The 22,538-nt window shown below is 74.3% G+C and carries 22 protein-coding genes; 14 read left to right on the top strand and 8 right to left on the bottom strand.

Annotated features, from left to right (window positions below):
* Window positions 1-29: 29 nt before the first annotated feature.
* Complete coding sequence (locus ACFYNO_RS18440; RefSeq protein ID WP_388012756.1) at window positions 30-296, top strand: GlsB/YeaQ/YmgE family stress response membrane protein; 267 nt, start codon at window positions 30-32, stop codon at window positions 294-296.
* Here the strand turns inward: ACFYNO_RS18440 and ACFYNO_RS18435 are convergent.
* A complete protein-coding gene (locus tag ACFYNO_RS18435; protein WP_388012753.1) occupies window positions 263-1,657 on the bottom strand; it encodes a DUF2079 domain-containing protein in 1,395 nt (464 codons plus the stop codon). The genes ACFYNO_RS18440 and ACFYNO_RS18435 overlap by 34 nt on opposite strands.
* 128 nt (window positions 1,658-1,785) lie before the next feature.
* Between ACFYNO_RS18435 and ACFYNO_RS18430 the strand changes: the two genes are divergently transcribed.
* From ACFYNO_RS18430 to ACFYNO_RS18420, 3 genes are all read left to right on the top strand, one after another.
* Complete coding sequence (locus tag ACFYNO_RS18430) at window positions 1,786-2,463, top strand: response regulator transcription factor (protein ID WP_388012750.1); 678 nt, start codon at window positions 1,786-1,788, stop codon at window positions 2,461-2,463.
* Window positions 2,453-3,937 carry a sensor histidine kinase gene (locus tag ACFYNO_RS18425; protein WP_388012747.1) on the top strand — a complete coding sequence of 495 codons (1,485 nt, stop codon included), beginning with the start codon at window positions 2,453-2,455 and terminating at the stop codon, window positions 3,935-3,937. Before ACFYNO_RS18430 ends, ACFYNO_RS18425 begins: the two co-directional genes overlap by 11 nt.
* A 102-nt stretch (window positions 3,938-4,039) precedes the next feature.
* Window positions 4,040-4,339 (top strand): DUF4193 domain-containing protein, encoded by a 300-nt coding sequence (locus tag ACFYNO_RS18420; protein WP_388012744.1) that lies wholly within the window; start codon window positions 4,040-4,042, stop codon window positions 4,337-4,339.
* Window positions 4,340-4,482: 143 nt separating this feature from the next.
* On the opposite strand, the gene ACFYNO_RS18415 is transcribed toward ACFYNO_RS18420, so the two are convergent.
* Entirely contained in the window at window positions 4,483-6,462 is a 1,980-nt protein-coding gene (locus ACFYNO_RS18415) for a putative Ig domain-containing protein (protein ID WP_388012741.1), read from the bottom strand.
* A gap of 241 nt (window positions 6,463-6,703) precedes the next feature.
* A complete protein-coding gene (locus tag ACFYNO_RS18410) occupies window positions 6,704-7,480 on the bottom strand; it encodes a GNAT family N-acetyltransferase (protein ID WP_388012738.1) in 777 nt (258 codons plus the stop codon).
* 185 nt (window positions 7,481-7,665) lie between these two features.
* Here ACFYNO_RS18410 and ACFYNO_RS18405 point away from each other — a divergent pair, with 185 nt between their 5' ends.
* A complete protein-coding gene (locus ACFYNO_RS18405) occupies window positions 7,666-8,355 on the top strand; it encodes a hypothetical protein (protein ID WP_388012736.1) in 690 nt (229 codons plus the stop codon).
* Window positions 8,352-9,068, top strand: a complete 717-nt coding sequence (locus tag ACFYNO_RS18400; protein ID WP_388012733.1) for a hypothetical protein — start codon at window positions 8,352-8,354, stop codon at window positions 9,066-9,068. Before ACFYNO_RS18405 ends, ACFYNO_RS18400 begins: the two co-directional genes overlap by 4 nt.
* A gap of 93 nt (window positions 9,069-9,161) precedes the next feature.
* Here the strand turns inward: ACFYNO_RS18400 and ACFYNO_RS18395 are convergent, their stop codons facing one another.
* From ACFYNO_RS18395 to ACFYNO_RS18385, 3 genes are all read right to left on the bottom strand, one after another.
* Window positions 9,162-10,061, bottom strand: a complete 900-nt coding sequence (locus tag ACFYNO_RS18395) for an OmpL47-type beta-barrel domain-containing protein (RefSeq protein WP_388013319.1) — start codon at window positions 10,059-10,061, stop codon at window positions 9,162-9,164.
* Between the two features lie 153 nt (window positions 10,062-10,214).
* Window positions 10,215-10,805, bottom strand: a complete 591-nt coding sequence (locus ACFYNO_RS18390) for a TetR family transcriptional regulator (RefSeq protein WP_388012730.1) — start codon at window positions 10,803-10,805, stop codon at window positions 10,215-10,217.
* A 47-nt stretch (window positions 10,806-10,852) separates the two neighbouring features.
* Window positions 10,853-11,866 (bottom strand): aldo/keto reductase, encoded by a 1,014-nt coding sequence (locus tag ACFYNO_RS18385; RefSeq protein ID WP_388012727.1) that lies wholly within the window; start codon window positions 11,864-11,866, stop codon window positions 10,853-10,855.
* A 175-nt stretch (window positions 11,867-12,041) separates the two neighbouring features.
* On the opposite strand from ACFYNO_RS18385, the gene ACFYNO_RS18380 reads away from it, so the two are divergent.
* The 7 genes from ACFYNO_RS18380 to paaE all read left to right on the top strand — a co-directional run bounded on the left by ACFYNO_RS18380 (window position 12,042) and on the right by paaE (window position 20,043).
* The gene (locus ACFYNO_RS18380; protein WP_388012724.1) at window positions 12,042-14,444 is read left to right on the top strand and encodes an RICIN domain-containing protein; all 2,403 of its coding nucleotides are present in this window, start codon (window positions 12,042-12,044) and stop codon (window positions 14,442-14,444) included.
* A gap of 482 nt (window positions 14,445-14,926) precedes the next feature.
* On the top strand, window positions 14,927-16,219 hold the full coding sequence (locus ACFYNO_RS18375; protein WP_388012721.1) for a M20 family metallopeptidase: 1,293 nt from the start codon (window positions 14,927-14,929) through the stop codon (window positions 16,217-16,219).
* A gap of 142 nt (window positions 16,220-16,361) precedes the next feature.
* The gene (gene paaA / locus ACFYNO_RS18370; protein ID WP_388012718.1) at window positions 16,362-17,327 is read left to right on the top strand and encodes a 1,2-phenylacetyl-CoA epoxidase subunit PaaA; all 966 of its coding nucleotides are present in this window, start codon (window positions 16,362-16,364) and stop codon (window positions 17,325-17,327) included.
* Entirely contained in the window at window positions 17,320-17,607 is a 288-nt protein-coding gene (gene paaB, locus ACFYNO_RS18365; protein ID WP_388012715.1) for a 1,2-phenylacetyl-CoA epoxidase subunit PaaB, read from the top strand. The genes paaA and paaB overlap by 8 nt, the downstream gene beginning before the upstream one ends.
* A gap of 11 nt (window positions 17,608-17,618) precedes the next feature.
* Complete coding sequence (gene paaC, locus ACFYNO_RS18360) at window positions 17,619-18,497, top strand: 1,2-phenylacetyl-CoA epoxidase subunit PaaC (protein ID WP_388012712.1); 879 nt, start codon at window positions 17,619-17,621, stop codon at window positions 18,495-18,497.
* Entirely contained in the window at window positions 18,491-18,973 is a 483-nt protein-coding gene (gene paaD, locus ACFYNO_RS18355; protein ID WP_388012709.1) for a 1,2-phenylacetyl-CoA epoxidase subunit PaaD, read from the top strand. Before paaC ends, paaD begins: the two co-directional genes overlap by 7 nt.
* Window positions 18,973-20,043, top strand: coding sequence for a 1,2-phenylacetyl-CoA epoxidase subunit PaaE (gene paaE, locus ACFYNO_RS18350; RefSeq protein ID WP_388012706.1), 1,071 nt, complete (start codon window positions 18,973-18,975; stop codon window positions 20,041-20,043). Before paaD ends, paaE begins: the two co-directional genes overlap by 1 nt.
* Here the strand turns inward: paaE and ACFYNO_RS18345 are convergent.
* Window positions 20,031-21,077: an NAD(P)-binding domain-containing protein gene (locus ACFYNO_RS18345; RefSeq protein WP_388012703.1), complete on the bottom strand. Its 1,047-nt coding sequence runs from the start codon at window positions 21,075-21,077 to the stop codon at window positions 20,031-20,033. The genes paaE and ACFYNO_RS18345 overlap by 13 nt on opposite strands.
* 55 nt (window positions 21,078-21,132) lie before the next feature.
* On the bottom strand, window positions 21,133-21,504 hold the full coding sequence (locus tag ACFYNO_RS18340) for a YbjQ family protein (protein ID WP_388012700.1): 372 nt from the start codon (window positions 21,502-21,504) through the stop codon (window positions 21,133-21,135).
* Window positions 21,505-21,605: 101 nt separating this feature from the next.
* Here ACFYNO_RS18340 and ACFYNO_RS18335 point away from each other — a divergent pair, with 101 nt between their 5' ends.
* Window positions 21,606-22,526, top strand: a complete 921-nt coding sequence (locus ACFYNO_RS18335; protein ID WP_388012697.1) for a hypothetical protein — start codon at window positions 21,606-21,608, stop codon at window positions 22,524-22,526.
* The last annotated feature ends 12 nt before the right edge of the window (window positions 22,527-22,538 follow it).

The raw sequence follows: 22,538 nt of genomic DNA, 5'->3' as shown, positions 1-22,538 counted from the left end.
GTCCTAGTCAGTGAGTGAAGGGGGACAGAATGTCCGTTCTCAGCTGGATCATCCTCGGCCTGCTGGCCGGCGCGATCGCCAAGTTCCTGCTGCCCGGCCGCGACCCGGGCGGCCTGATCGTCACCACCCTGATCGGCATCGCCGGCTCGTTCACCGGCGGCTGGCTGGCCGTCCACGTGTTCCACCACCACGTGAGCCGCAACTTCTACGACCCGGCCACCTGGTGGGCGGCGATCGGCGGCGCATTGGTGCTGCTGATCGCCTACCGGCTGCTGTTCGGCAACTCGCGGCGCTGAGCGGTCCATTCGTAGACGGTGACGCCGCCGCCGGCCGCCACCGGCCGGTAGCCGGCGGCGGGCAGGGCGGCCAGGGCCGCCAGCTGCTCGGAGCGGGGCACCGGGAAGCCGTCGGGCTCGTCCAGGGCCGCCACCCAGTGGGCCACCGGTCGGGAGGGCGGGCCGGGGGCGTCCGGAGGGCTGAGGTCGGGGAAGAGCGAGACCGTGCAGCGTGCGGTCAGTTGCGGGGCCAGCCGGTTGGCGGCGGCCACCGTGGCGCCGTCCGGGATCACCGCGAGCGCCTGCCGGGCGGCCCGGACCGCCGGGGTGGGGCCGGCCAGGTCGGGGAGCGGCGCCGTGTGCAGGGCGAGCAGCAGGCAGAGGGGCGGAGCCCAGCGGGTGGGGCGGCGGGCGGGCAGCCGGTGCAGGCCGTCCGCCAGGGCGAGGAAGAGCACCGGCATCAGCACCGCGTTGTAGTGCTCCCCACAGCCCCAGTACGTCGGGTTGGGCGTCCAGAACCGCGCCGCCAGCGGCAGCACCAGCAGCAGGCAGAGCCGTGAGCGCAGCGCCAGGAGGAGGGTGGGCGCGAGCAGCGCCGCCACCGTGTGCCACTTGAGGTCGGCCGGCTGCAGCAGCCGGGTCAGCGGATCGCCGTGCCAGCTGCCGTTCGCACCGTAGCCGTAGCTCCCGTCCGGGTTGGCGGCCGGTATCAGGACCAGCACCTCGAGCAGGGTGCCCGCCGCGGCCGCCAGCACCGCGAGACCACCGAGCCGGCGCTCGCCGCGCCACCAGAGCAGCAGGCCGATCCCCGCGAGCAGCAGCCCCTGGTCCTCCTTGACCAGCAGCAGCGGCAGCGCCCAGCAGAGGGCCGCCCGGTGCCGCTCCCGGGCCAGTGCCGCCACCGAGCAGGCGACCAGCGGGACCGCCAGCGCCACCTCGTGGAAGTCGAACAGCTCCGCCCGCCACAGCCCCCAGGAGAGCCCGTACGCCGTGCCGAGCGCCGGCCCGCCGGCCCGGCCGAGCAGGGCGGTGGCGGTGCGGGTGACCGGCACGGTCGAGAGGGCGAACAGCACCGCCTGGGCGACCAGCAGGGTCTGCGGGCCCGGGAAGAGCCGGTAGAACGGCGCCAGCACCGCCAGCGCCGGGCTGAAGTGGTCGCCCAGCAGGTCGAACCCGGCCCCCTTCAGGGTGGCCACCGGTGGCCGCCCGGCCGCGTAGCCGCGCACCGCCTGCTCGAAGATGCCGAGGTCGAACCCGGTCGTCTCCATCCGCCGGTGGCGGGGGAGCGAGAGCAGCAGGCCGTAGAGCACGGTGGGAACCGCCGGGAGCCAGGCGGCCGGGGAAATCCGCCGGCGGGCGTCGGAGAAATGTGGGTGAGTCACCCGGATGACGCTAGGAAAGGCCCGCTGAACGGATTCTGAACGAACCTGAGGAAAGCTCAGGACGGACCTTCTCGACAGATCGGGCAACCCCCGTTTTCGGTAAACCTGAATTGACCTACCATCGACCGGTGCGACTCTTGCTGGTGGAAGACGAGGAGCGGCTGGCCAAGTCGCTCGGCCAGGGCCTGCGGGCCGAGGGCTATGCGGTGGACCTGGCCGCCGACGGCCGGTACGGCCTGGAACGCGCCCGCGAGGGCGACTACGACGCGGTCGTACTCGATTTGATGCTGCCCGGGCTCAATGGATTCCGGGTCTGCCAGGAACTGCGCCGGGAAGGGAATCCGGTACCGATTCTGATGCTCACCGCGAAGAACGGCGAGTACGACGAGGCGGAGGCGCTGGATTACGGCGCGGACGATTTCCTCAGCAAGCCGTTCTCCTATGTCGTGCTCACCGCCCGGCTGCGCGCGCTGCTGCGCCGCGGCGGGGCCACCCGGCCGACCGTGCTCGACGTCGAGGACCTGCGGATCGACCCGGTGGCCCGCCGCTGCACCGTCGCGGGGCGGGAACTGCGGCTCACCAGCAAGGAGTTCGGGGTGCTCGAATGCCTGGCCCGGCGGGCCGGGCAGGCGGTGCCGAAGACCGAGATCCTGGACTCGGTCTGGGACTCGGCGTTCCGCGGCGACGTCAACATCGTGGAGGTCTACGTCGGCGCGCTGCGCCGCAAGCTCGACCGGACGGGCGCGCGCTGCGCGATCGAGACGGTGCGCGGCATCGGGTACCGGCTGGTGCCGCATGCCTCGTGAGCGGCGGCTGCCGCGGCCGGGCGTGCGGACCAGGGCCGCGCTCGGCGCGCTGGTCGCGGCGCTGATCACCTTCGGGGCCGCCGGCTACTGGATCGGCCAGGTGGTGCACCAGCGGCTGCTCGCCCAGACCCGGGAGCGGGCCTACACGGCGTTGGAGAACGTGTCCGCCAGGATCCCCGACAGCACCGACGAGCCCTACCTGGACACCACCTACGTGGTGATGACCGAGGACGGCCGCTGGCTGCGCTCCGACAAGCTCTACGAGGTCTACCGGAACAGCGGCTACGGAACCGGCCTGGTCCCGTTCACCGAGGCCGACCAGGACCGGATGAACCTGGCGCTGGCCGCCGACCCGACCCGTCCGTTCAACCCCTTCGGCCCGTTCCCCATGCACTTCCCGCCCGGCCTCGGCCCCGGTCCGGAGTCGGCCGCCCTCAAGGGCCGCACCCTCGACTTCTACCGCGACGTCACCAACCCGCTGACCAGCGAGCAGATCGCCCGGTACTCCGGCATCAGCGGCCTGCCCGCCCAGACGCTCACCGTCTACGTGATGGTCGACCCCCGGCAGGCCGAGCAGACCTCCGCCGCCATCATCGCCCTGCTGCGCTACCTCACCCCGGCCGCCGCGCTGGTCGTCGCGCTCACCGCCTGGGTGGTCACCGGGCTGGCGCTGCGCCCGGTGGAGTCGATCCGGCGGCGGATGGCCCGGATCGGCGAGGGCGCCTTCCACGAGCGGGTGCCCGTCCCCGCGGCCCGGGACGGCATCGCCCGGCTGGCCGAGACCACCAACTCCACGCTCGACCGGCTGGAACGGGCGCTCACCGAGCAGCGCCGGCTGGTCGCGGACGCCTCGCACGAACTGCGCAGCCCGCTCGCCGTGCTGCGCAACTCGCTGGAGGTGCCGCTCGCCCACCCCGAGCGGGCCGACTGGCCGGCGGTGGTGGCCGGCGCGCTGGTGGAGACCGAGCGGCTGCAGGAGCTGGCCGACGACCTGCTGCTGCTCGCCCGCGCCGAGGAGGCGGACCCGGCGGGCGAGGTGGACCTGCACGACCTGGTGGCGGAACAGCTCGCCGAGCGCGCCCACACGGACCCGCGCACCGCCCTGCGCCACGAACTCGCCGAAGCCGTGGTGCCGGGGCGGGAGGTGCTGGTCGGCCGGCTGGTGCGCAACCTGCTGGACAACGCCGTGCGGCACGCCGCCACGACCGTCACCGTCCGACTGCGCACGGCCGACGGCTGGGCCGAATTGACCGTGGACGACGACGGTCCCGGCATCCCGGCCGCCGACCGGGAACGGGTCTTCGACCGGTTCGTCCGGCTCGACAGCGCCCGCCACCGGGCGGCCGGCGGTGCGGGGTTGGGCCTGGCCCTGGTGCGCACCATCGCCGCCGGACTGGGCGGTACCGCGGCCGCCGAGGAGCCGCCGAGCGGCCGGGGTGCGCACCTGGTGGTGCGGCTGCCGATGCGCCGGTGACGCGCGTAGGCCCCAGCTCATGGCATCGTGGGTGCGTCAACGGGGCGGGCCGCCGGCGCGTCCCGCCGCGAGTCAGTGAATCTTGAGGAGAGTGGCACCGCCTTGGCTACCGATTACGACGCCCCGCGCGACAAGGGCGAGGAGGGCAGCGACGACAGCATCGAGGCGCTGAAGAGCCAGCGCGAGAACAAGCAGAGTTCCGCTGTCGATGCCGACCCGGAGGGCGTCGAGGGCCTGGAACTCCCGGGCGCCGACCTGTCCGGCGAGGAGCTCACCGTCCGGGTCATCCCGATGCAGCAGGACGAGTTCACCTGCATGACCTGCTTCCTGGTCCACCACCGCAGCCAGTTGGCGGGCGAGGACCGGAACGGCCAGCCGATCTGCATCGACTGCGCGGGCTGACGCCGCGGCGCAGGGCCCGGTACGCGTCCGCGCGTACCGGGCCCTGCGCCGTCCGGACTCAGGTGTGCGGGCGGTGTGCCGGGAGGCGCGCAACGGGCCCGGGAACCCCTCGGGTTCCCGGGCCCGCCGCTACCGGCGCTGGATCAGGAGGCGTTCAGCGCGGTGTCGTCGATCACGAAGCTGGTCTGCAGCGAGGAGTCCTCGGTGCCGGTGAACTTCAGGGTGACGGACCGGCCGGCGAAGCTCGACAGGTCGAAGGACTTCTGCACGTAGCCCGTGCTGGCGTTGACGTTGGAGTAGGTGGCCAGGGTGGTGGAGTTGGCCTGGACGGTCAGCTTGTCGTAGGCGGTGGTGCCGGTCTCGGCGGTGTCGACGTGCAGCCAGAAGCTGAAGGTCGCCTTGCAGCCGGCCGGGATGGTCACCGTCTGGGAGAGGGTGTCGGTGTGGGCGCTGCCGTAGCCGTCCAGCCAGGCCTTGTAGGAGCCGCTGTGGGCGGGCTCGCTGGTGGAGTTGTCGACCACGCCGGAGGAGGCGGTCCACGGCGAGGCGGAGCCGGTCTCGAAGCCCGCGTTGCCGAGCAGCTGGCCGCCGCCGGCGCAGCCGCCGCCGGCACCGGTCACGGTCCAGGTGAAGGTGGTGGAACCGGTGGCGCCGGTGCCGTCCTTGGCGGTGACGGTCACGGTGTAGCTGCCGGCGGTGGTCGCCGTGCCGGAGATCAGGCCGCTGCTCGCGTTGATCGACAGGCCGGTGGGCAGGCCGGTGGCCGAGTAGGCCAGGGTCTGGCCGGAGGCGCTGTCACTCGCGCTGACCTGGAGCGAGGCGCTGCCGCCCGCGGCGGTGGTCTGGCTGCCCGGGTTGGTCACCGTGACGGTGTTGCCGCCGGTGCTGCCGCCCTTGGTGAAGGCGGCCAGGCCGGCCGGGGTGCCGAGGCCGGTCGGGCCGTCGTAGCCCGCGCCCGCGGTGCAGAGGTAGGACGGGGAGCAGGAGCCGTTGTTGCCCGTCGTCACGTCGTTCAGCGCGCTGGTGTGCAGGTACGGGTACTGGGCCGGGTAGTCGGTCGCGCCCGGGGTGCCCGCGTCGGCGTAGACCGAGGCGATGATCGGGGAGGAGGCGGAGGTGCCGCCGTAGACGTTCCAGCCGGAGCCGCCGTAGGTCTGGTAGACGGCGACGCCGGTGGCCGGGTCGGCGACGGCGGAGACGTCGGAGATGGTGCGCTTGGCGCAGCCGCTGTCGGTCTGCCAGGTCGGCTTGGCGTCGTAGGCCGAGCAGCCGGAGCCGGTGCCTTCGGTGGAGCTGGTCGACCAGACGGACTCGCTCCAGCCGCGGGAGTTGGAGGCGCGGCTGAGCGCGGTGCCGCCGACCGAGGTGACGTACTTCGAGGCCGCCGGGTACTCGGCGCCGTAGGCGGAGTCGCCCGCGGAGACGGTGATGGCCACGCCGGGGTGGTTGAAGTACTGGCTGTCCGAGGAGGTGTCGGTCGAGTCCTCGGCGCCGCCGTAGCTGTTGGAGACGAACTTGGCGCCCTTGGCCACGGCTTCGTTGACCGAGGCGCCCAGGTCGCCCATGTTGGCCGAGGTGGCCTCGACCAGCAGGATGTGGGCGTTCGGGGCGACCGCGGAGACCATGTCCAGGTCGAGCGAGATCTCGCCGGCCCAACCGGTGTCGGCGGTCGGGTAGTTGGTGCTTCCGTCCTGGGCGATCTTGCTGAAGCAGCCGTTGGCGGTGGTGCAGGCCGGCAGGCCGAACTGGCTGCGGTAGGCGGCCAGGTCGGACTCGGCGTTGGGGTCGTCCTGGGCGTCCACGATCGCCACGGTCTGGCCCGCGCCGCCGTTGGACGGCAGGTTGTAGGCGCTCTGCAGGTCGGAGGGGCCGAAGCCGGACGGCGTGGCGTTCGGCGAGAGGGCGTGCGGCTGGACCAGGTCGGTGCGGACCAGGGCGAGGCAGGCCATCTGACCCGGGTGGGTCGGCGCGGCGCAGGACCGCTTCACCGTCACGTGGTCGGCGGTGGTGGTGCCGGCGGCGTGCGCGGTGGGCGCGAGCAGGCCGAGCACGGTCAGTGCGCCGGCCGGCAGCACGGCGGTCAGCGCGCGTACGCGCAGACCGCTGGGGGAGTGGGAGCGCAAGGTGAACCCTCCGTGGGGGTCGTCGAGTGGTTCCGGGGTTGGTGCGCTGTTCCGGGCGGGAAGAGGGCAGCCCGTCGTGACCCGTGCATGACAGGTGACGCGGTGTGAGGTACCCCCTGCGCCGACCCTGAGGGGTGGGTCGGTGCACGGTGAGGTTAGGGTCCATTAACTACGGGCGGCAAGGCGTCGTACGGATCCTTTACCTGCCCTAATCAACAACTCGGGTGAGCAATGGCGCTGCTCAGGGCCCGTCAGGTGCGCCGACGAAGGAGTGGCCGCGGCCGCACTCGGTGAAGCCGCGGCGGGCGTACCATTCGCGCGGCCAGTCGACCGCGTCCGCGAGGAGGAAGAGCTCCGGGATGCCGGCCGCGGCGGCCAGCGCCAGGCCGGTGGCCAGCACGGTGCCGCCGTGGCCCTGCCCGCGGTGCGGGCCGGCGGTGACCAGGTCCTCCAGCTGGGCCAGCCCGGACGACCGGTCGAGGTAGAGGTCGGCCCAGGCCGCGATCTCGCCCGCCGGCGTGCGCGCGGCCAGCAGGAGCACCTCCTCGGCGCCGCGCAGGCGGGCGGTGCGGCGGTCGGTGAGCTGCCGGGCGAGCTCCTGGTCCAGGCCCCACTCCAGCTGCTGGCGGAGCACGGCCGCCCGCAACTCGCCGGCCAGCGCCACCGGGTGCGCGGCGGGGTCGGGCGGGATGCACCCCGCCGTCTCCCGGGCGAGCAGCAGGACGGTCTCGCGGGTGTACCCGGCCGCCTCCAGTGTGGGGGTGGCGTGCTCGCCGAGTGCTTCGTCCAACACGGTGATGCGGTACTGCCGTTGTGAGCCGAGGGTCTGCGCTGCCAGCTCCGCTAGCAGTGCCGGGTCGGCGTCCGGTGCGTCGACGATCAGCTGGTTGTGCTCCTGGGAGCGGAAGAAGCCGGGGTCGCGGACGGCGAAGGCACCGGGCAGCTCGACCAGTTCGGCGGCCTGGCGGCGGGCGAAGGCGGCGCGGAACGCGGTGATGCGGTGGAGGAGATCGGGCATGCGGTCACGATGGCCGGGGGAGAGGGGGTGGGCAACGGGTTTTCGTTCGGCCGACACCGAGGGGGACGGGCATGGGGTCAGGACGGGTGCGCGGGAGGCGGGTTCTGCTGGCTGGCCTGGGGGTGGCGCTGGCGGGCGCGCTGGTCGGGTGTTCCGGGACGGGCGGGCCGGTCAAGGAGTGGGACGTGGACGCCCAGGGGCCGGTGCTGGTCTCCGCCGACGGGAAGACCCTCACCTTCCCCGGCGTGCCCGATCCGGCCTGGATGCCGGGCGACTGCACCGGCAACCTCACCGTCGCGCTGGTGGCCGAGGAGCAGGCCGGCCGGGTGGCCGTCCACTTCCACCTGCGCAGCGCCCCGCACCAGGGCGGCGGGGTCACCGGCTCCTGCGCGGTGGCCAGCGGCATCCTGCGCCAACTCCCGCACGCCCTCGGCTCGCGTGCACTGACGGACAGTCAGGGACGGCCGCTGCGGACCGTGGCCGAGGCCGACCTGCCGCGGCCGCGCGACCCGGATCAGACCGAGCAGCGCAGCGAACTGTGCGTGGAGCACCAGCTCCCCAACCCCAGCGACTGCTTGGGCTCGGTGACCCTGATCCGCCACTACCTGGACACCTCCCGGAAGCTCACCTGGTCGCTCTCCCAGTCCCTCGACGCGGTGGCCCCGGATCCCACCGGCCCGGCGGACCGGGTGAAGCAGCGCACGGTGCTGAACGGCGTTCCGGCCGTCTGCGTGGACGGAGCCTACGAAGCCGTCGTCGAGTGGACCGAGGCCGGGACGGCGCAGGAACTGGAGCTCGACCGCGAGGCGAGCCCCGACGCCACGATCGACCAGCTCTGCACCCAGGCCTTCGCCGAGGCGGGGACCGTCCGGTGAGCCACCGGTGGGTGGTGGTGGCGGCGTTCGCGCTCGCCGCCCTGGCCGGCGACCGGGCGGCCGGCGGCCCGGACCTGCCCCGCGCCGCGGTCACCACGGTGCTGCTCTCCGCGGACGGGCGGGAGCTCAGCGTCGCGCGCAGCGGCGAGTGCCTGGGCACGGGCGAACTGCGCGCCCGCGAGACGCCGTCCGCCGTCCTGCTCGACTTCCGCAACGACCCGCCGACCCCGGACTGCTACGGCGGAGCCGAGCTGACGGTCTGGTCGGCGCGCCTCGCCGCCCCGCTCGGCACCCGCGCGCTGCGCGATGCGGGGGGCGGCGCACCGGTGCCGTACTTCCGCGCGGCGGACCTGCCGGCCGTCGGACCGCTGCCGCCCGGGTACCGGCACGCCTATGACGCTCCGGGGTACCTCGGGACCGCCTCCGCCGGCCAGTGGGGTCCGGCCGCCTCGGAACTCTTCCTCGCGGGCACGGCGCGCCTTTGGCTGGTGGTGGAGTACGGCCGCCACTGGCCGGACGGCTGGCCGGGGGGCGGGGTGGCGCCGCTGGTCGTGGTCCAGGGGCGCCTGGCGCGGGTCGGGCCCGGTGGGATCGCCTGGCAGCAGCGGGATGCGGAGGGGGCGGTGCGGAGCTACGCGCTGGTGGCGGATCCGCCGCTGCCGACCGCGCAGTTGGTCGGCATGGCCGACCGACTGCGCGTGGTCATGCGGTGAATCAGTCGAAGCCGGGCGCCTCCCGGTCCAGCAGGACGTGGATCCGCGGGCCGCGCGGTTCGTCGTGGCCCGCGAGGTCGGTGGCGGTCGCCGTCACGTGGAACGGCCCGATGCCCTCCGGCAGCGGGGCACGCCAGGTGCAGCTGTGCCGGCCGGAGTCCTCGCAGTGCAGCTCGGCGGTGACGGTGAGGGTCGGCCGAGGGTCACGTCGTAGGGCGTGTAGGTGACGACCACGTGGTCGACTCCCGAGCCGGCGTCGGTCGACCGCCCGCGGACGTACTGGCCGGGCGTCACCGGGTTCTGCGCGCGGTCCGTCGAGCGGTACAGCAGGGTGTGGGTGCCTTCGGCCGTCAGGGTCAGCGGCGCGGTGTAGCCGGTCCAGCCGCCGCCGTCCAGGTCGTACTCGGTGCGGGCCACGCCGAAGGAGTCGTCGGTCGCGCTGAGGGTGACCGTCACGTCGGTGTTGTCGAAGCCGTTGGCGTTCGCCGGCGGGGCCTGGGTGGCCGTGGTGAGCGGCGCGACGGTGTCCACCGGGAGGATCTGGGCGGCCTGTTGCGGGGTCAGCTCGTCGATCGGGGTGGGTTCGGGGACACCGGCCGGGGCACCCGGGCGGCTGATGGAGCCGCCGCGCAGCTGGATGCCGGACCAGTCGTCGTTGCCGGTGAGGGCGGTGGTCTGGTTGTCGTCGGTGTCGTACTTCCGGTCACCGCTGTCGGGCGCGGTGTTCTCGTTCAGCGCGGTCTCGTCGAGCGAGCGGCTCTGCCGCGAGCAGTCGACGACGCCGGTAGTTCCGTTGGACGAAAGGCCGATCTGGTAGGAGCAGTTCATGACGCTGTAGTACTGCGGCTTGTTGTTCGGCAGGTCCTGGTTCCCGCCGTGACGCAGGCCGAGGTTGTGGCCGAGCTCGTGCATGAAGGTCCCGGCCCGCTCGTCGGTGCTGCCGACCTGGTTGGTGAAGCTGCCGAGGCTGACGATGAAGTCGCTGGCCTGGATGCCGGCCGAGATGCCGCTGGAGGTGTCGCCCGGGTCGAGGTTGTGCGCGGCGAGCGCGTAGATCCCTCAACTGCGGGCGGCAAGGCACTCCACGGAGGTTTCACCTGCCCGCAATCCGCAACCACGGCAGCCGGTCGGACTGTTCACGCTCCGTCAGGGCCGGCGCAACCCGTCGCTGATAAGCCGCCACAGTGCCGCGAAGTCGGCATCCGAACGCTCGGTGTCGGCCCACTCGGGCGCGTGCGAAGGGTCGTGGAAGTGCGCGGCGGCCTGGAAGACCGCCCGGGCGGTGCCCTCCACCGGGAGGTCGGCGAACTCGCCCTGCCGCACGCCGTCCGCGACGATCCGGGCGATCTGGTCGGTCAGCACCTCCAGGTGCGCGGCGACCGTGCCGCTGTGCTCGGCCACCAGCACCAGGTAGGTGGCGAACAGCTCCGGGTCGTCCAGCGCCTTGCGCCGCTTGGCGGCGAACAGGGTGGCCAGGAAGCGGTGCAGCCGCTCGCCCGCCGGGCCGCTCTCCTCGGCCACCGCCTGGAGGCTGTCGTGCGCCTGGTCCAGCCAGCGCTGGGTGACCGCCTCGCGCAGCGCCGCCTTGCTCGGGAAGTGCCGGTAGACGCTGCCGTGGCTGACGCCGAGCGTGCGGGCGATGTCCACCACCGTGGCCTTGCTCGGGCCGAACCGCCGCAGGACGTCCTCCGCCGCGCCCAGGATCTGCTCGGGGGTGAGTGCGCTCTCGGTGGTCACGGGGGAGGTACGTCCTTCGCTGCGTAGGCCTGGACGGCCGGCGGTGCTCAGGCCGAGTGCCGCTCGCTGTCCAGGGAGGCCATCTGTGCGGCAGCGTACCTGTCGCCGGCCGCCGAGCCGACCGGCACGGCGGCCTCGATCGCCGCCAGGTCGGCCTGGTCGAGGCGCAGGTCGAGGGCGCCGAGGGCCTCGGTGAGCCGGTCCCGGCGGCGGGCGCCGATCAGCGGGACGATGTCCTCGCCGCGCTGGGCGACCCAGGCGATCGCCACCTGGGCGGTGCTGGCGCCCTTCGCTCCGGCGATCCGGCGCAGCTCCTCGACCAGGGCGAGGTTGTGGGCCAGGTTCTCGCCCTGGAACCGGGGGCTGTGGCCGCGGAAGTCCGAGCCGTGCAGCTCGCGGTCCGGCGACCAGTGGCCGCTGAGCAGGCCGCGGGAGAGCACGCCGTAGGCGGTGACGCCGATGCCCAGTTCGCGGGCGGCCGGCAGCACCTCGGCCTCGGGGGAGCGGGAGAGCAGCGAGTACTCGATCTGCAGGTCGCTGATCGGGTGCACCGCGGCGGCCCGGCGCAGCGTCTCGGCGCCCACCTCGGAGAGGCCGATGTGGCGCACGTAGCCGGCCTGCACCAGCTCGGCGATGGCGCCCACGGTCTCCTCGACCGGCACCTGCGGGTCGAGCCGGGCCGGACGGTAGATGTCGACGTGGTCGGTGCGCAGCCGGCGCAGCGTGTAGGCGAGGGCGGTCTTCACGGCGGCGGGCCGGGCGTCGTAGCCGAGCCAGGCGCCGTCCGGGCCGCGCTGGGCGCCGAACTTCACCGAGATCCGCACCGCGTCGCGGTCCCGGCCGCGCAGCGCGTCGTGGATCAGCAGCTCGTTGTGGCCCATGCCGTAGAAGTCGCCGGTGTCGATCAGGGTGATGCCGGCGTCCAGGGCGGCGTGCACGGTGGCGATGCTCTCGGCCTCGTCGGCCGGCCCGTAGAGGTCGGACATGCCCATGGCGCCGAGGCCGAGGGCGGAGGTGGTGGGGCCGGTGGCGCCGAGGCGGCGGGTGGGGACGGTGGTCATGGGGGGCTCCCTTCAGGGGCCTGGGGCCGGGGCTGACGGTGACAACTATGGCATGACGACTGACAGATTTCAATTTCTGTCAGTCGTCTCCACTCGGCGGCCCCTCCGCCGAACGGGGTGGCCTTCCGCGCGCTGCCTTGATGGCGGATCGGAGGATTCATACCTTTTGTCGCAAATGCGAACCCACTCCCGCGCCCTGCTCGCGCTCGTCGTCCTCCTCCTGGGCCTGCCCGCGGCCACCCCGGCCCCCGCCGACACGCCCACCACCTCGATCACCGTCGACGGCACCTCCCCGGGCCGCACCTTCGACGGCGTCGGCGCGATCAGCGGCGGCGGCGGCAACACCCGCCTGCTGCTCGACTACCCGGAGCCGCAGCGCAGCCGGATCCTCGACCAGCTCTTCAGCCCCGGCCAGGGCGCCGCGCTGCAGATCCTCAAGGTGGAGATCGGCGGCGACACCAACTCCACCGACGGCGCGGAGGCCTCGATCGAGCACACCCGCGGCGCGATCGACTGCGACGCGGGCTACGAGTGGTGGCTGATGGCCCAGGCCAAGGCCCGCAACCCGGCGATCAAGCTGTACGCCCTCTCCTGGGGCGCCCCCGGCTGGGCCGGCACCGCGGACGGCACGTTCTGGTCGCACGGCACCGTCGACTACCTGACCGACTGGCTCGGCTGCGCCAAGCAGCACGGCCTGGCCATCGACTACCTGGGCGGCTGGAACGAGCGCGGCTACGACTCGTCCTGGTACCAGGACCTGCACGCCGCCCTCGCCGCCCGCGGCTACGGCGCCACCCAGGTGGTCGGCGCCGACGACACCTGGGCGATCGCCGGCGCGATGCGCTCCGACGCGGGCCTGGCCGGCGCGGTGGACATCGTCGGCACCCACTACCCGTGCGGCTACCTGTCGGCGATGACCAGCTGCCCCAGCACCGCCGACGCCCGCGCCACCGGCAAGCGGCTCTGGGCCAGCGAGAACGGCTCGCAGGACGCGGAGAGCGGCGCCGCCCCGATGGCCCGGGCGATCAACCGCGGCTACCTGGACGGCGCCATGACCGCCTTCATCAACTGGCCGCTGGTCGCCGCCCTCTACCCCAACCTGGGCTTCAGCACCGACGGCCTGGTGACGGCCAACCAGCCCTGGTCCGGCGCCTACACCGTCGGCCGCTCCGCCTGGGTCACCGCCCAGACCACGCAGTTCACCGCCCCCGGCTGGCAGTACCTGGACACCGCCTCCGGCTACCTGGGCGGCGACCGCGCCAACGGCAGCTACGTCAGCTACGCCGCGCCCGACCGCTCCGCCTGGTCCACCGTGCTGGAGACCACCACCGCCCGCGCCGAGCAGACCGTCACCCTGCGCACGGCCGGCGGCCTGCCGGAGGGGCCGCCGCACCTCTGGTCCACCGACCTCTCCTCGCCCACCGCCACCGCCCACCTGGTGCGCGAGCCCGACCCCGTCCGCACCGAGGGCGGCTACCGGCTCACACTGGAGCCCGGGCGGGTCTACACCGCCACCAGTACCACCGGCCAGGGCGCCGGTGGCGCCCTCTCCCCGCAGCGCGCCCCGCTCGCGCTGCCGTACGCCGACCCGCTGGACGGCACCGGGGCGGGCCCCAGCGGCGAGGTCCGCTACCTGAGCGCCATGAACGGCGCCTTCCGGACCGTCCCCTGCGCCGGCGGCCGCCCCGGCGACTGCCTGCGCCAGCAGGCCCAGGGCACCCCGGTCCGGTGGACCGACGAGAGCAACGACCAGCCCTACGCCATCCTGGGCGACCTCGGCTGGTCCGACTACACGGTCGGCGTGGACGCCCTGCTGGAGCAGCCCGGCACGGTGGACCTGCTCGGCCGGGTCGGCACCCAGGGCCGCAACAACAACGGCCTGGACGCCTACCACCTGCGGCTCGACCAGGACGGGCACTGGACGCTGCTGCGCACCGACACCGCCTGGGGCTCGCACCCGCTGGCCGCCGGCACCGCCCCCGCGCCCGGCCTGAACAGCTGGCACCACCTCGCCCTCGCCTTCCGCGGCACCGCCCTGACGGCCAGCCTGGACGGCGCCGTGCTGGCCGAGACGACCGACGACACGCTCGGCGCCGGCCAGATCGGGCTCGGCACCGGCGGCTACCAGCCCGCCCAGTTCAGCGGCCTGACCATCACCCCGAACGGCGTCCCGGCCCGGCTGGACGGCAGCTACCGCCTGGTCAACGCCGCCAGCGGCCGGCAGCTGGCCGCCGACTCGGACGCCCTGGTCCAGGGCGACCAGCCCGTCACCTGGCGCCTGACCGGCACCGGCGACGGCTACTACACCGTCAGCACCGCCGACGGCGGCCGGGCGCTCACCGTGCCGCAGGCCAGCACCGTGCCCGGCACCCAGCTGCGCCTCGCCCCGCCCACCGGCGGCCCCGAGCAGCAGTGGCGGCTCGTCCCGGCCGGCCAGGGCCGCTACACCCTGCAGGCCCGCTCGGACGGCGATCTGGCGGACGTCGAGGGCGCCTCGTCCGCGCCGGGCGCACGCGTGGTGCAGTGGCCGGCCAACGGCGGCGCCAACCAGAGCTGGCGGCTCGTCACCGCCGGCTGACCCGGCGTCAGCGCACCGCGGCCGGACGGCGCCGACCGCCGTCCGGCCGTCACCCGTCCGGCGCGGATCGGCGCCCAACAGGCGGTTCACCGGGCCGAAGCGGCCCCGCGGGTCCATCGTGGAGGGGTGGGCGCGCTCCTCGCGGCCCGGCCGGGCGGCCGCCCGTATCCGACCGCCGCCAGGCACGGCAGCGCCGGTCCGCCCGGGTTCGCCGGCAGGGCCACCTCGCCTGGAACGGGACCGTTCTTCTAGGCTCACATCGGCTTCCCCTGCCACGGTGACACCCGCGCCGCCAGCCGGAGGCGCAGCCCACGGGGGTCCCGGTCGAGTCGGGACCACCCGGATCGAGCGAGGAGGACGTACATGTCGACCAGCCGTTCCATCGCACCACGCACCCAGCTGCCACCGGCCGCACCCGGCCGAGCGGCCGGCGCGCCGTGCGACGGTGTGCTGAGTACGAGCAGCCAGTGCGGAGGTGTCCGGTGACGAACACCACCAGCCCGGCGCCCGGACCGCAGGCCCGGACCCTGGAGACCCCGCCGGCGCCGGCCGCGCCCGCGGAGCCGGGAGGCGATCCGCTCCCCAGGGCCGAGGCGGTCCCCGGCCTCCCGGGCAGCCTCACCGCCAGGGCCGGCACGCTGACCGGGGCGGTCCGCCGCCGCTGCGCCGAGCTGGCCGAGATCGAGTCACCGAGCGGGGATGCCGAGCGGCTCAACCGGCTGGCCGAGGAGCTCGAGGCCGGCTACCGGGCGGTCGGCGCCGCCGTCCGGCGCGAACCCGGCAAGGCGGGGGACCACCTGCTGCTGGAGTGGGCCGGGCAGGACGAGAGCCTGCCCTACCTGCTCTTCGTCGGCCACCACGACACCGTCTGGCCGGCCGGCACGCTGGCCGACTGGCCGGTGGCCGAGCACGACGGCGTGCTGACCGGCCCGGGCGTGCTGGACATGAAGGCCGGCCTGGCGCTGCTGGAAGGCGCCTTCGGGCTGCTGGGCGACCTGGGCCTGCGCCCGCACCGGTCGGTCCGGGTGGTGATCACCGCGGACGAGGAGATCGGCAGCCCCGACGGCCGCCGGGTGGTGGAGCGCCAGCTGCGCGGCGCCGCCGCCGTGCTGGGCCTGGAGCCGCCGCACGAGGACGGCAGCCTGAAGACCGCCCGCCGCGGCTCCACCCGGGTGCGGCTGATGGTCACCGGCCACGAGGCGCACGCCGGCAGCCACCCGGAGGACGGCACCTCGGCGGTGGACGAGCTGGTCGACCAGCTGGTCGAGATCCGCAACGAGCTCGGCCACCAGCCCGGAACCGAGCTGAACACCGGCCGGATCCGTGGCGGGACCCGGGCGAACGTGGTGGCCGGGTCGGCGGAGGCCGAGCTGGGGCTGCGCTTCTCGACGCCGGAGGCGCAGGCCAGCACGCTGGACACACTGGCCCACCTGACCGCGCTGCGGCCGGGTGCGCTGGTCACCACCGAGGTGCTGTCCAGCCGGCCGGCCTGGCCCGAGCGGCACGAGGACAACCTGCTGCTGCAGCATGTCCGGGCGCTGGCCGCCGCACTCGGCCAGCAGCTGGACGGCTCGCCGGCCGGCGGCGCGGGTGACACCAACCTGGCCGGCGCCCGCGGCCTGCCCACCCTGGACGGCCTGGGCGCGGTCGGCGCGGGCGCGCACGCCCGGGACGAGCGGATCAGCACCGCCCAGCTGGCGCCGCGGCTGGCGCTGCTGGCCGGGCTGCTGGCGGCGCCGCTGCCCGCCTCGCTGGGGCAGCTGGGCCGCAGATAACCGGAACACCGGAAGGGGGCGGGTCCCGTGGACCCGCCCCCTTCCGGCGTTCAGCAGGTTCGGGCTTCCGGTGGTCCTTGTCATCCGTAGGGCCTTCGCTACACAATGGTACCGACCGAATGGTCAGTCGGGAGGAGTGGTGATGGTCCCAGTGCAGACGGCGGAGCCCCCGGGCACCCCCGAGCTCACCGAGCGGTTCGAGGCGGTGATCGACGCCGAGCAGCGGATCGAGCCGCGGGACTGGATGCCGGACGCCTACCGGGCCACCCTGATCCGGCAGATCGCCCAGCACGCGCACTCCGAGATCATCGGGATGCAGCCCGAGGGCAACTGGCTCACCCGGGCGCCCTCGCTGCGGCGCAAGGCGATCCTGCTCGCCAAGGCGCAGGACGAGGCCGGCCACGGCCTCTACCTCTACGCCGCCGCCGAGACCCTGGGCGTGGACCGGGCCGAGCTGACCGAGAAGCTGATCAGCGGCCGGCAGAAGTACTCCTCGATCTTCAACTACCCGACGCTGAACTACGCCGACGTCGGCGTGATCGGCTGGCTGGTGGACGGCGCCGCGATCTGCAACCAGGTGCCGCTCTGCCGCTGCAGCTACGGCCCGTACGCCCGGGCCATGGTGCGGGTCTGCAAGGAGGAGTCCTTCCACCAGCGGCAGGGCTACGAGCTGCTGATGACCATGATGCGCGGCACCGAGGGCCAGCGGCGGATGGTGCAGGACGCGGTGGATCGCTGGTGGTGGCCCTCGCTGATGATGTTCGGCCCGCCGGACGGCGACTCGCCCAACACCGCGCAGTCGATGGCCTGGCGGATCAAGCGGCACACCAACGACGAGCTGCGGCAGCGCTTCGTCGACATGACGGTGCCGCAGGCGCAGCACCTCGGAGTCACCCTGCCCGACCCGGAGCTGAGCTGGAACGAGGAGCGCGGCGGCTGGGACTTCGGCGAGCCCGACTGGTCCGAGCTGATGCGGGTGATCAAGGGCGACGGCCCCTGCAACACCCAGCGGATCGCCGTCCGGCGGGCCGCCCACGAGGACGGCGCCTGGGTCCGCGAGGCCGCCGCGGAGTACGCGCGCAAGCAGAAGGAACGGGAAGATGTCTGACGCCTCCTGGCCGCTCTACGAGGTCTTCGTGCGCCCCCGGCGCGGCCTCAACCACGTGCACGTCGGCTCGCTGCACGCGCCCGACGACCGCAAGGCGCTGCTCGCCGCCCGCGACCTCTACACCCGCCGCAACGAGGGCGTCAGCCTCTGGGTGGTGCGCTCCAGCGCGATCACCGCCTCCACCCCGGACGAGCGCGACCCCTTCTTCGAGCCCAGCGGGGACAAGGTCTACCGCCACCCGACCTTCTACGACATCCCCGAGGATGTCCCGCACATCTGACGGGGACCGAGATGACGGACGATCACGTCTACCTGACACTGGCCCAGGAGGACCACGAGGCCGAGGCCCGCTGGGCCTACGGCACCGGGTTCGCCGACCCGCTGCTCGGGGTGGACACCACCCTGGCACCGGACGTCGACGGGGCCGACCTCTCGCGCTACTGCCTGCTGCTCGGCGACGACGCGCTGATCCTCGCCCAGCGGCTGATCGAGTGGTGCACCCACGCGCCCGAGCTGGAGGAGGAGGTCGCGCTCGCCAACCTCGGGCTGGACCTGCTCGGCCAGGCCCGGCTGCTGCTCACCCGGGCCGGCCAGGCCGACGGCAGCGGCCGCACCGAGGACGACCTCGCCTACTGGCGGGCCGACCACGAGTTCCACAACGTGCGGCTGGTCGAGCTGCCGAACGGCGACTTCGGGCACTGCGTGGCCCGGCTGCTGCTCTTCGCCACCGCCCGCCGGGCGCTCTACACCCGGCTCGCCGAGCGGGCGCCGGACGCGGTGCTGCGCGCGGTGGCCGCCCGCGGCGTCAAGGAGCTCGCCTACCACCAGGAGTACGCGGCCGACTGGCTGGTCCGGCTCGGCGGCGGCACCGCCCTCTCGGCCGAGCGGATGCAGGCCGGGCTGGACGCGCTCTGGCCGCTGCTGGACGAGCTGTTCACCGCCCACGAGAGCGAGCTGCGGCTCGGGCTCGACCCGGCCGAGCTGCGCGAGCCGGTGCTCGCCGAGCTGGCCGGGCTGATCACCGGGGCCGGACTGGCCGTGCCGCAGGGCGCGCCGCTGGCGCGGGTCGGCGGCCGGGGCGGGCGCGAGGGCGTGCACACCGAGGCGCTGGGCCTGCTCCTCGCCGAGCTGCAGTGCGTGGCCCGCGAGCACCCGGGGGCGACGTGGTAGCCACTGTCGCCGAGATCGCGGGTGCCGTGCCGGACCCCGAACTGCCGATGCTCACGCTGGCCGAGCTGGGCGTGCTGGCGGGCGTCGAGGAGCGCACGGACGGCGTGACGGTCTGGCTGACGCCCACCTACTCGGGCTGCCCGGCCATCGCCGAGATGGCCGCCGACGTGGACCGGCGGCTGCGCGCGGCCGGCGTGGCCGGCGCCGAGGTGCGGCTGCGGCTCGACCCGCCGTGGAGCACCGACTCGATCACCGAGGGCGGCCGGGCCAAGCTCGCCGCCGCCGGGATCGCCCCGCCCGGGCCGGCCGGCCCGCCCGGGCTGCTCACCCTCGGGCCCACCCGCCGCGCGGTGCACTGCCCGCAGTGCGGCTCCGGCGACACCGAGGAGCTGTCCCGGTTCGGCTCCACCGCCTGCAAGGCGCTCTGGCGCTGCCGCGCCTGCCGGGAGCCGTTCGAACGCATGAAGGAGATCTGATGGCCGCCCGCCGCGCGCAGTTCCACCCCCTGCGGATCGCCGCGCTGGAGCGGCTCTGCGAGGACGCGGTGGCCGTCACCTTCGAGGTGCCCGGGGCGCTGGCCGAGGAGTACGCCTTCCGGGCCGGCCAGACCCTGACCCTGCGCCAGGAGGTCGAAGGGGCCGACGAACGGCGCTCCTACTCGATCTGCTCCCCGGCCGGCGGCCCGCTGCGGATCGCCGTGCGCGAGGTGCCCGGCGGCCTCTTCTCCGGCCAGCTGGTGCGCCGCGCCGCCGTCGGCGACACCCTGGAGGTGCTGCCGCCCGGCGGCCTGTTCACCGCCGACCTGACGGTGCCCGCGCACCACGTGCTGCTGGCGGCCGGCTCCGGCATCACCCCGATGGTGTCGATCGCGGCCACCGTGCTGGCCGCCCACCCCGGGGCCACCGTCACCCTGCTCTACGGCAACCGCAGCAGCGACACGGTGATGTTCGCCGACGAGCTGGCCGATCTGAAGGACCGCTACCTCGACCGGTTCGAGCTGGTGCACGTGCTCTCCCGGGAGGCCCGGGACGCCGAACTGCTCAGCGGCCGGCTGGACCCCGAGCGGGTCCGGGCGCTGCTGACCGCCCTGGTGGACGTCGGCTCGGTCGGGCACTGGTGGCTCTGCGGGCCGTTCGGCATGGTGGCCGGTGCCCGGGAGCTGCTGGCCGGGCTGGGCGTGGACCCGGCGCGGGTGCACCAGGAGCTCTTCCACGCCGAGGACGAGCCGGTCGCCGAGCGCCCGGCCGAGCCGGAGGCGGCGGCCGGCGAGCTGAGCGAGGTCACCCTGGTGCTGGACGGGCGGCGCAGCGTGCTGCGGCTGCCCCGGGACCGGGCCGTGCTGGACGGTGCCCAGCGCTCCCGCCCCGACCTGCCGTTCGCCTGCAAGGGCGGGGTCTGCGGCACCTGCCGGGCCCAGGTCACCGAGGGCGAGGTGGAGATGCGGCGCAACTTCGCGCTGGAGGAGAAGGAGCTGGCGGCGGGTTACGTGCTGACCTGTCAGGCCCGGCCGGTCTCGGACCGGGTGACGGTCGACTACGACGCCTGAGCGACCGCCGGGCGCGGCGACCCGATCAGCCGCACGATCCCGTTGACCGCCGCCCGGCCCGCCCGGTTGGCGCCCACGGTGCTGGCCGACGGGCCGTAGCCCACCAGGTGCACCCGGGGGTCGGCGGCGGCCGCGGTGCCGTCCAGCCGGATGCCGCCGCCCGGCTCGCGCAGCCCCAGCGGCGCCAGGTGGCCCACCTCGGGGCGGAAGCCGGTGGCCCAGATGATCACGTCAACCGGCTCCTCCGCGGCGCCCCAGGCCACCCCGCGCTCGGTCAGCCGGTCGAACATCGGGCGCCGGTCCAGCACGCCCAGCTGCTCGGCCCGGCGCAGCGCCACGGAGGGGCCCAGCCCGGTCACGCTCACCACGCTGCGCACCGGCAGGCCCTGGGCCACCCGCTGCTCCACCAGCGCCACCGCGGCCCGGCCCGCCTCCGGGGTGAACGGGCCGTCCCGGTACTCCGGCTCACGGCGGGTCACCCAGAGCGTCTCGGCCACCTCGCCCAGCTCGGAGAGCAGCTGGATCGCCGAGGCGCCGCCGCCCACGACGACGACCCTGCGGCCGGCGAACTCCGCCGGGCCGCGGTAGTCCGCGTAGTGCAGTCGGCGGCCGCCGAAGTGCCCGGGGTAGTGCGGGACGAACGGGCGGGTCCAGGTGCCGGTGGCGTTGATCAGCGCCCGCGCCGTCCAACTGCCCGCGGCGGACTCCACCAGCAGCCGCTCGCCGAGGTCGCGCACCGCCGTGACCCGGACCGGGCGGACCACCGGGAGCGCGTGCTTCGCCTCGTAGGCCGCGAAGTAGCCCGGCACCACCTCGCGGGCCGGCGCCCGGGGGTCCGGCACCGGCAGCTCGAAGTCCGGCAGGTCGTGGAAGCCGTTCACCGTCGCCATCAGCAGCGACGGGGACCGGTGCGCCCAGGCCCCGCCCGGCGCCGGGTCCGCGTCCAGCACCAGGAAACCGCGGTACGGCTCGAACCCGCGCCGGCGCAGGTGGTAGGCGGCCGACAGGCCCGCCTGGCCGGCACCGATCACCACGACGTCTGTTGCAGTTTCAACGGTCACGCCGGTGAAACACCGGCGGCCGGGCGGATCATCCCACCGGGCTGATCACCGCGGCGGTGCCGTAGGCGCAGATCTCCGTCCCCAGGTCGGCGGCCTCCGTGACGTCGAAGCGCATCATCAGCACCGCGTTGCCGCCGCGCGCCTTCACCTGCTCCACCAGCCGTTCCATCGCCTGGTTGCGGCTCTCCACCAGGGTCTTGGTCAGCCCCCTCAGCTCGCCGCCGAGCATCGACTTGAAGGAGGCGCCGATCTGCGTGCCCAGGTGGCGGCTGCGCACCGTGAGCCCGAACACCTCCCCGATCACCCGGTCCACCCGGTAGCCCGGCACGTCGTTGGTGGTCACCACCAGCACTCCGCTGTCCGCCGGGAGCCCGCCGCCGTAATCCGCGATATTGGTCATCCCCCCATCCTGCGACGGGCCCCGTCGGGACGGCGGCAAACGCGCCCGAAAACCGGTACCGGGGCGGTGAGCCCGGCCGGGAAAGGCCGTACCGTAGGCGCATGGGCGAGCGTAGGGATCATCCGCAGGGGTCGGGCGCGACGGACAATCCGGGGGCGCTGGAGATCGAGGCGACCGTGGTGCTCGGGCTCCGGGTGACGGACTGGCCGGCGCTGCGGGCGGCGGCCGTCGCGGCCGTCGAGGCACTGGAGTTCGACGGGATCGACGCGGCGGGCCAGCGCTCCGAGCTGCTGCGCGAGGTCCAGGAGGACCCGCACGCCGCGCTCGGCGCGTTGCTGCACCCGGACCGGCTGATCGGCGCGCTGCCCGGCATCGAGGCGCTGGGCGGCACGCTGGAGCTGAGCACCACCGACGACTTCGCTCCGGACTTCGCCGAGCTCTTCCCGCTGGACGGCGAGGACGAGGAGGCCGGCGACTGGACCCTCACCCCGCGCACCGCCTGCCTGCTGCACACCCAGCTGCTGGCGCTGGCCGACGCCGCCTACGACGACCTCGAGGAGCACGGCGACGAGCCCGTGGTGGCCGGCGAGGACCACGACTGGGCCATCTTCGCCCGCCTCCCGCAGGCCAGCTGGCCGCTGCACCGCTCCTGGCGGCGGGCGATGGCCCGGGCCTTCGACGACCTCGCCGAGGACCTGGGCCTCGGCGAGTGGCCGCTGCCCCGCTGCCCCGGCGAGGAGCTGGCCCTGCGGCTCGCCCTGGCCGACGCCCGCGGGCTGCTCTGCGCCCAGCCGCAGGCCGTCGCCGACCTGATGGGAGACCTGCCCGCCGACCTCTACGACTACGACTGGGAGGGCTGCTCCGACGAGCTCCTGGGCGTCTACGACATGGCCGGCCAGGACCCGGAGGAGGACAGCGAGACCCGGCTGGAGACCCTGCTCGCCGCCACCCACCCCGAGGGCTGGTTCCTCAGCTACGAGGAGGCCGAGGAGCGCGAACCGGGGCGCGGGTACCGCAGGTAGCCGGTTGGTTAG

Origin of the sequence: Kitasatospora sp. NPDC006697, from assembly GCF_042869935.1 — a bacterium.
Lineage (GTDB): Bacteria > Actinomycetota > Actinomycetes > Streptomycetales > Streptomycetaceae > Kitasatospora.
This window is presented reverse-complemented; position numbering and strand designations above follow the sequence as displayed.

Excerpts from the sequence above, each read along its gene's own strand:
- ACFYNO_RS18335 (WP_388012697.1), top strand. The coding sequence starts at position 21,606 with ATGGGCGAGCGTAGGGATCATCCGCAGGGGTCGGGCGCGACGGACAAT.
- paaA (WP_388012718.1), top strand. The coding sequence starts at position 16,362 with ATGGTCCCAGTGCAGACGGCGGAGCCCCCGGGCACCCCCGAGCTCACC.
- ACFYNO_RS18440 (WP_388012756.1), top strand. The coding sequence starts at position 30 with ATGTCCGTTCTCAGCTGGATCATCCTCGGCCTGCTGGCCGGCGCGATC.
- ACFYNO_RS18425 (WP_388012747.1), top strand. The coding sequence starts at position 2,453 with ATGCCTCGTGAGCGGCGGCTGCCGCGGCCGGGCGTGCGGACCAGGGCC.
- ACFYNO_RS18410 (WP_388012738.1), bottom strand. The coding sequence starts at position 7,480 with ATGCCCGATCTCCTCCACCGCATCACCGCGTTCCGCGCCGCCTTCGCC.
- paaE (WP_388012706.1), top strand. The coding sequence starts at position 18,973 with ATGGCCGCCCGCCGCGCGCAGTTCCACCCCCTGCGGATCGCCGCGCTG.
- ACFYNO_RS18385 (WP_388012727.1), bottom strand. The coding sequence starts at position 11,866 with ATGACCACCGTCCCCACCCGCCGCCTCGGCGCCACCGGCCCCACCACC.
- paaC (WP_388012712.1), top strand. The coding sequence starts at position 17,619 with ATGACGGACGATCACGTCTACCTGACACTGGCCCAGGAGGACCACGAG.
- ACFYNO_RS18380 (WP_388012724.1), top strand. The coding sequence starts at position 12,042 with ATGCGAACCCACTCCCGCGCCCTGCTCGCGCTCGTCGTCCTCCTCCTG.
- paaB (WP_388012715.1), top strand. The coding sequence starts at position 17,320 with ATGTCTGACGCCTCCTGGCCGCTCTACGAGGTCTTCGTGCGCCCCCGG.
- ACFYNO_RS18340 (WP_388012700.1), bottom strand. The coding sequence starts at position 21,504 with ATGACCAATATCGCGGATTACGGCGGCGGGCTCCCGGCGGACAGCGGA.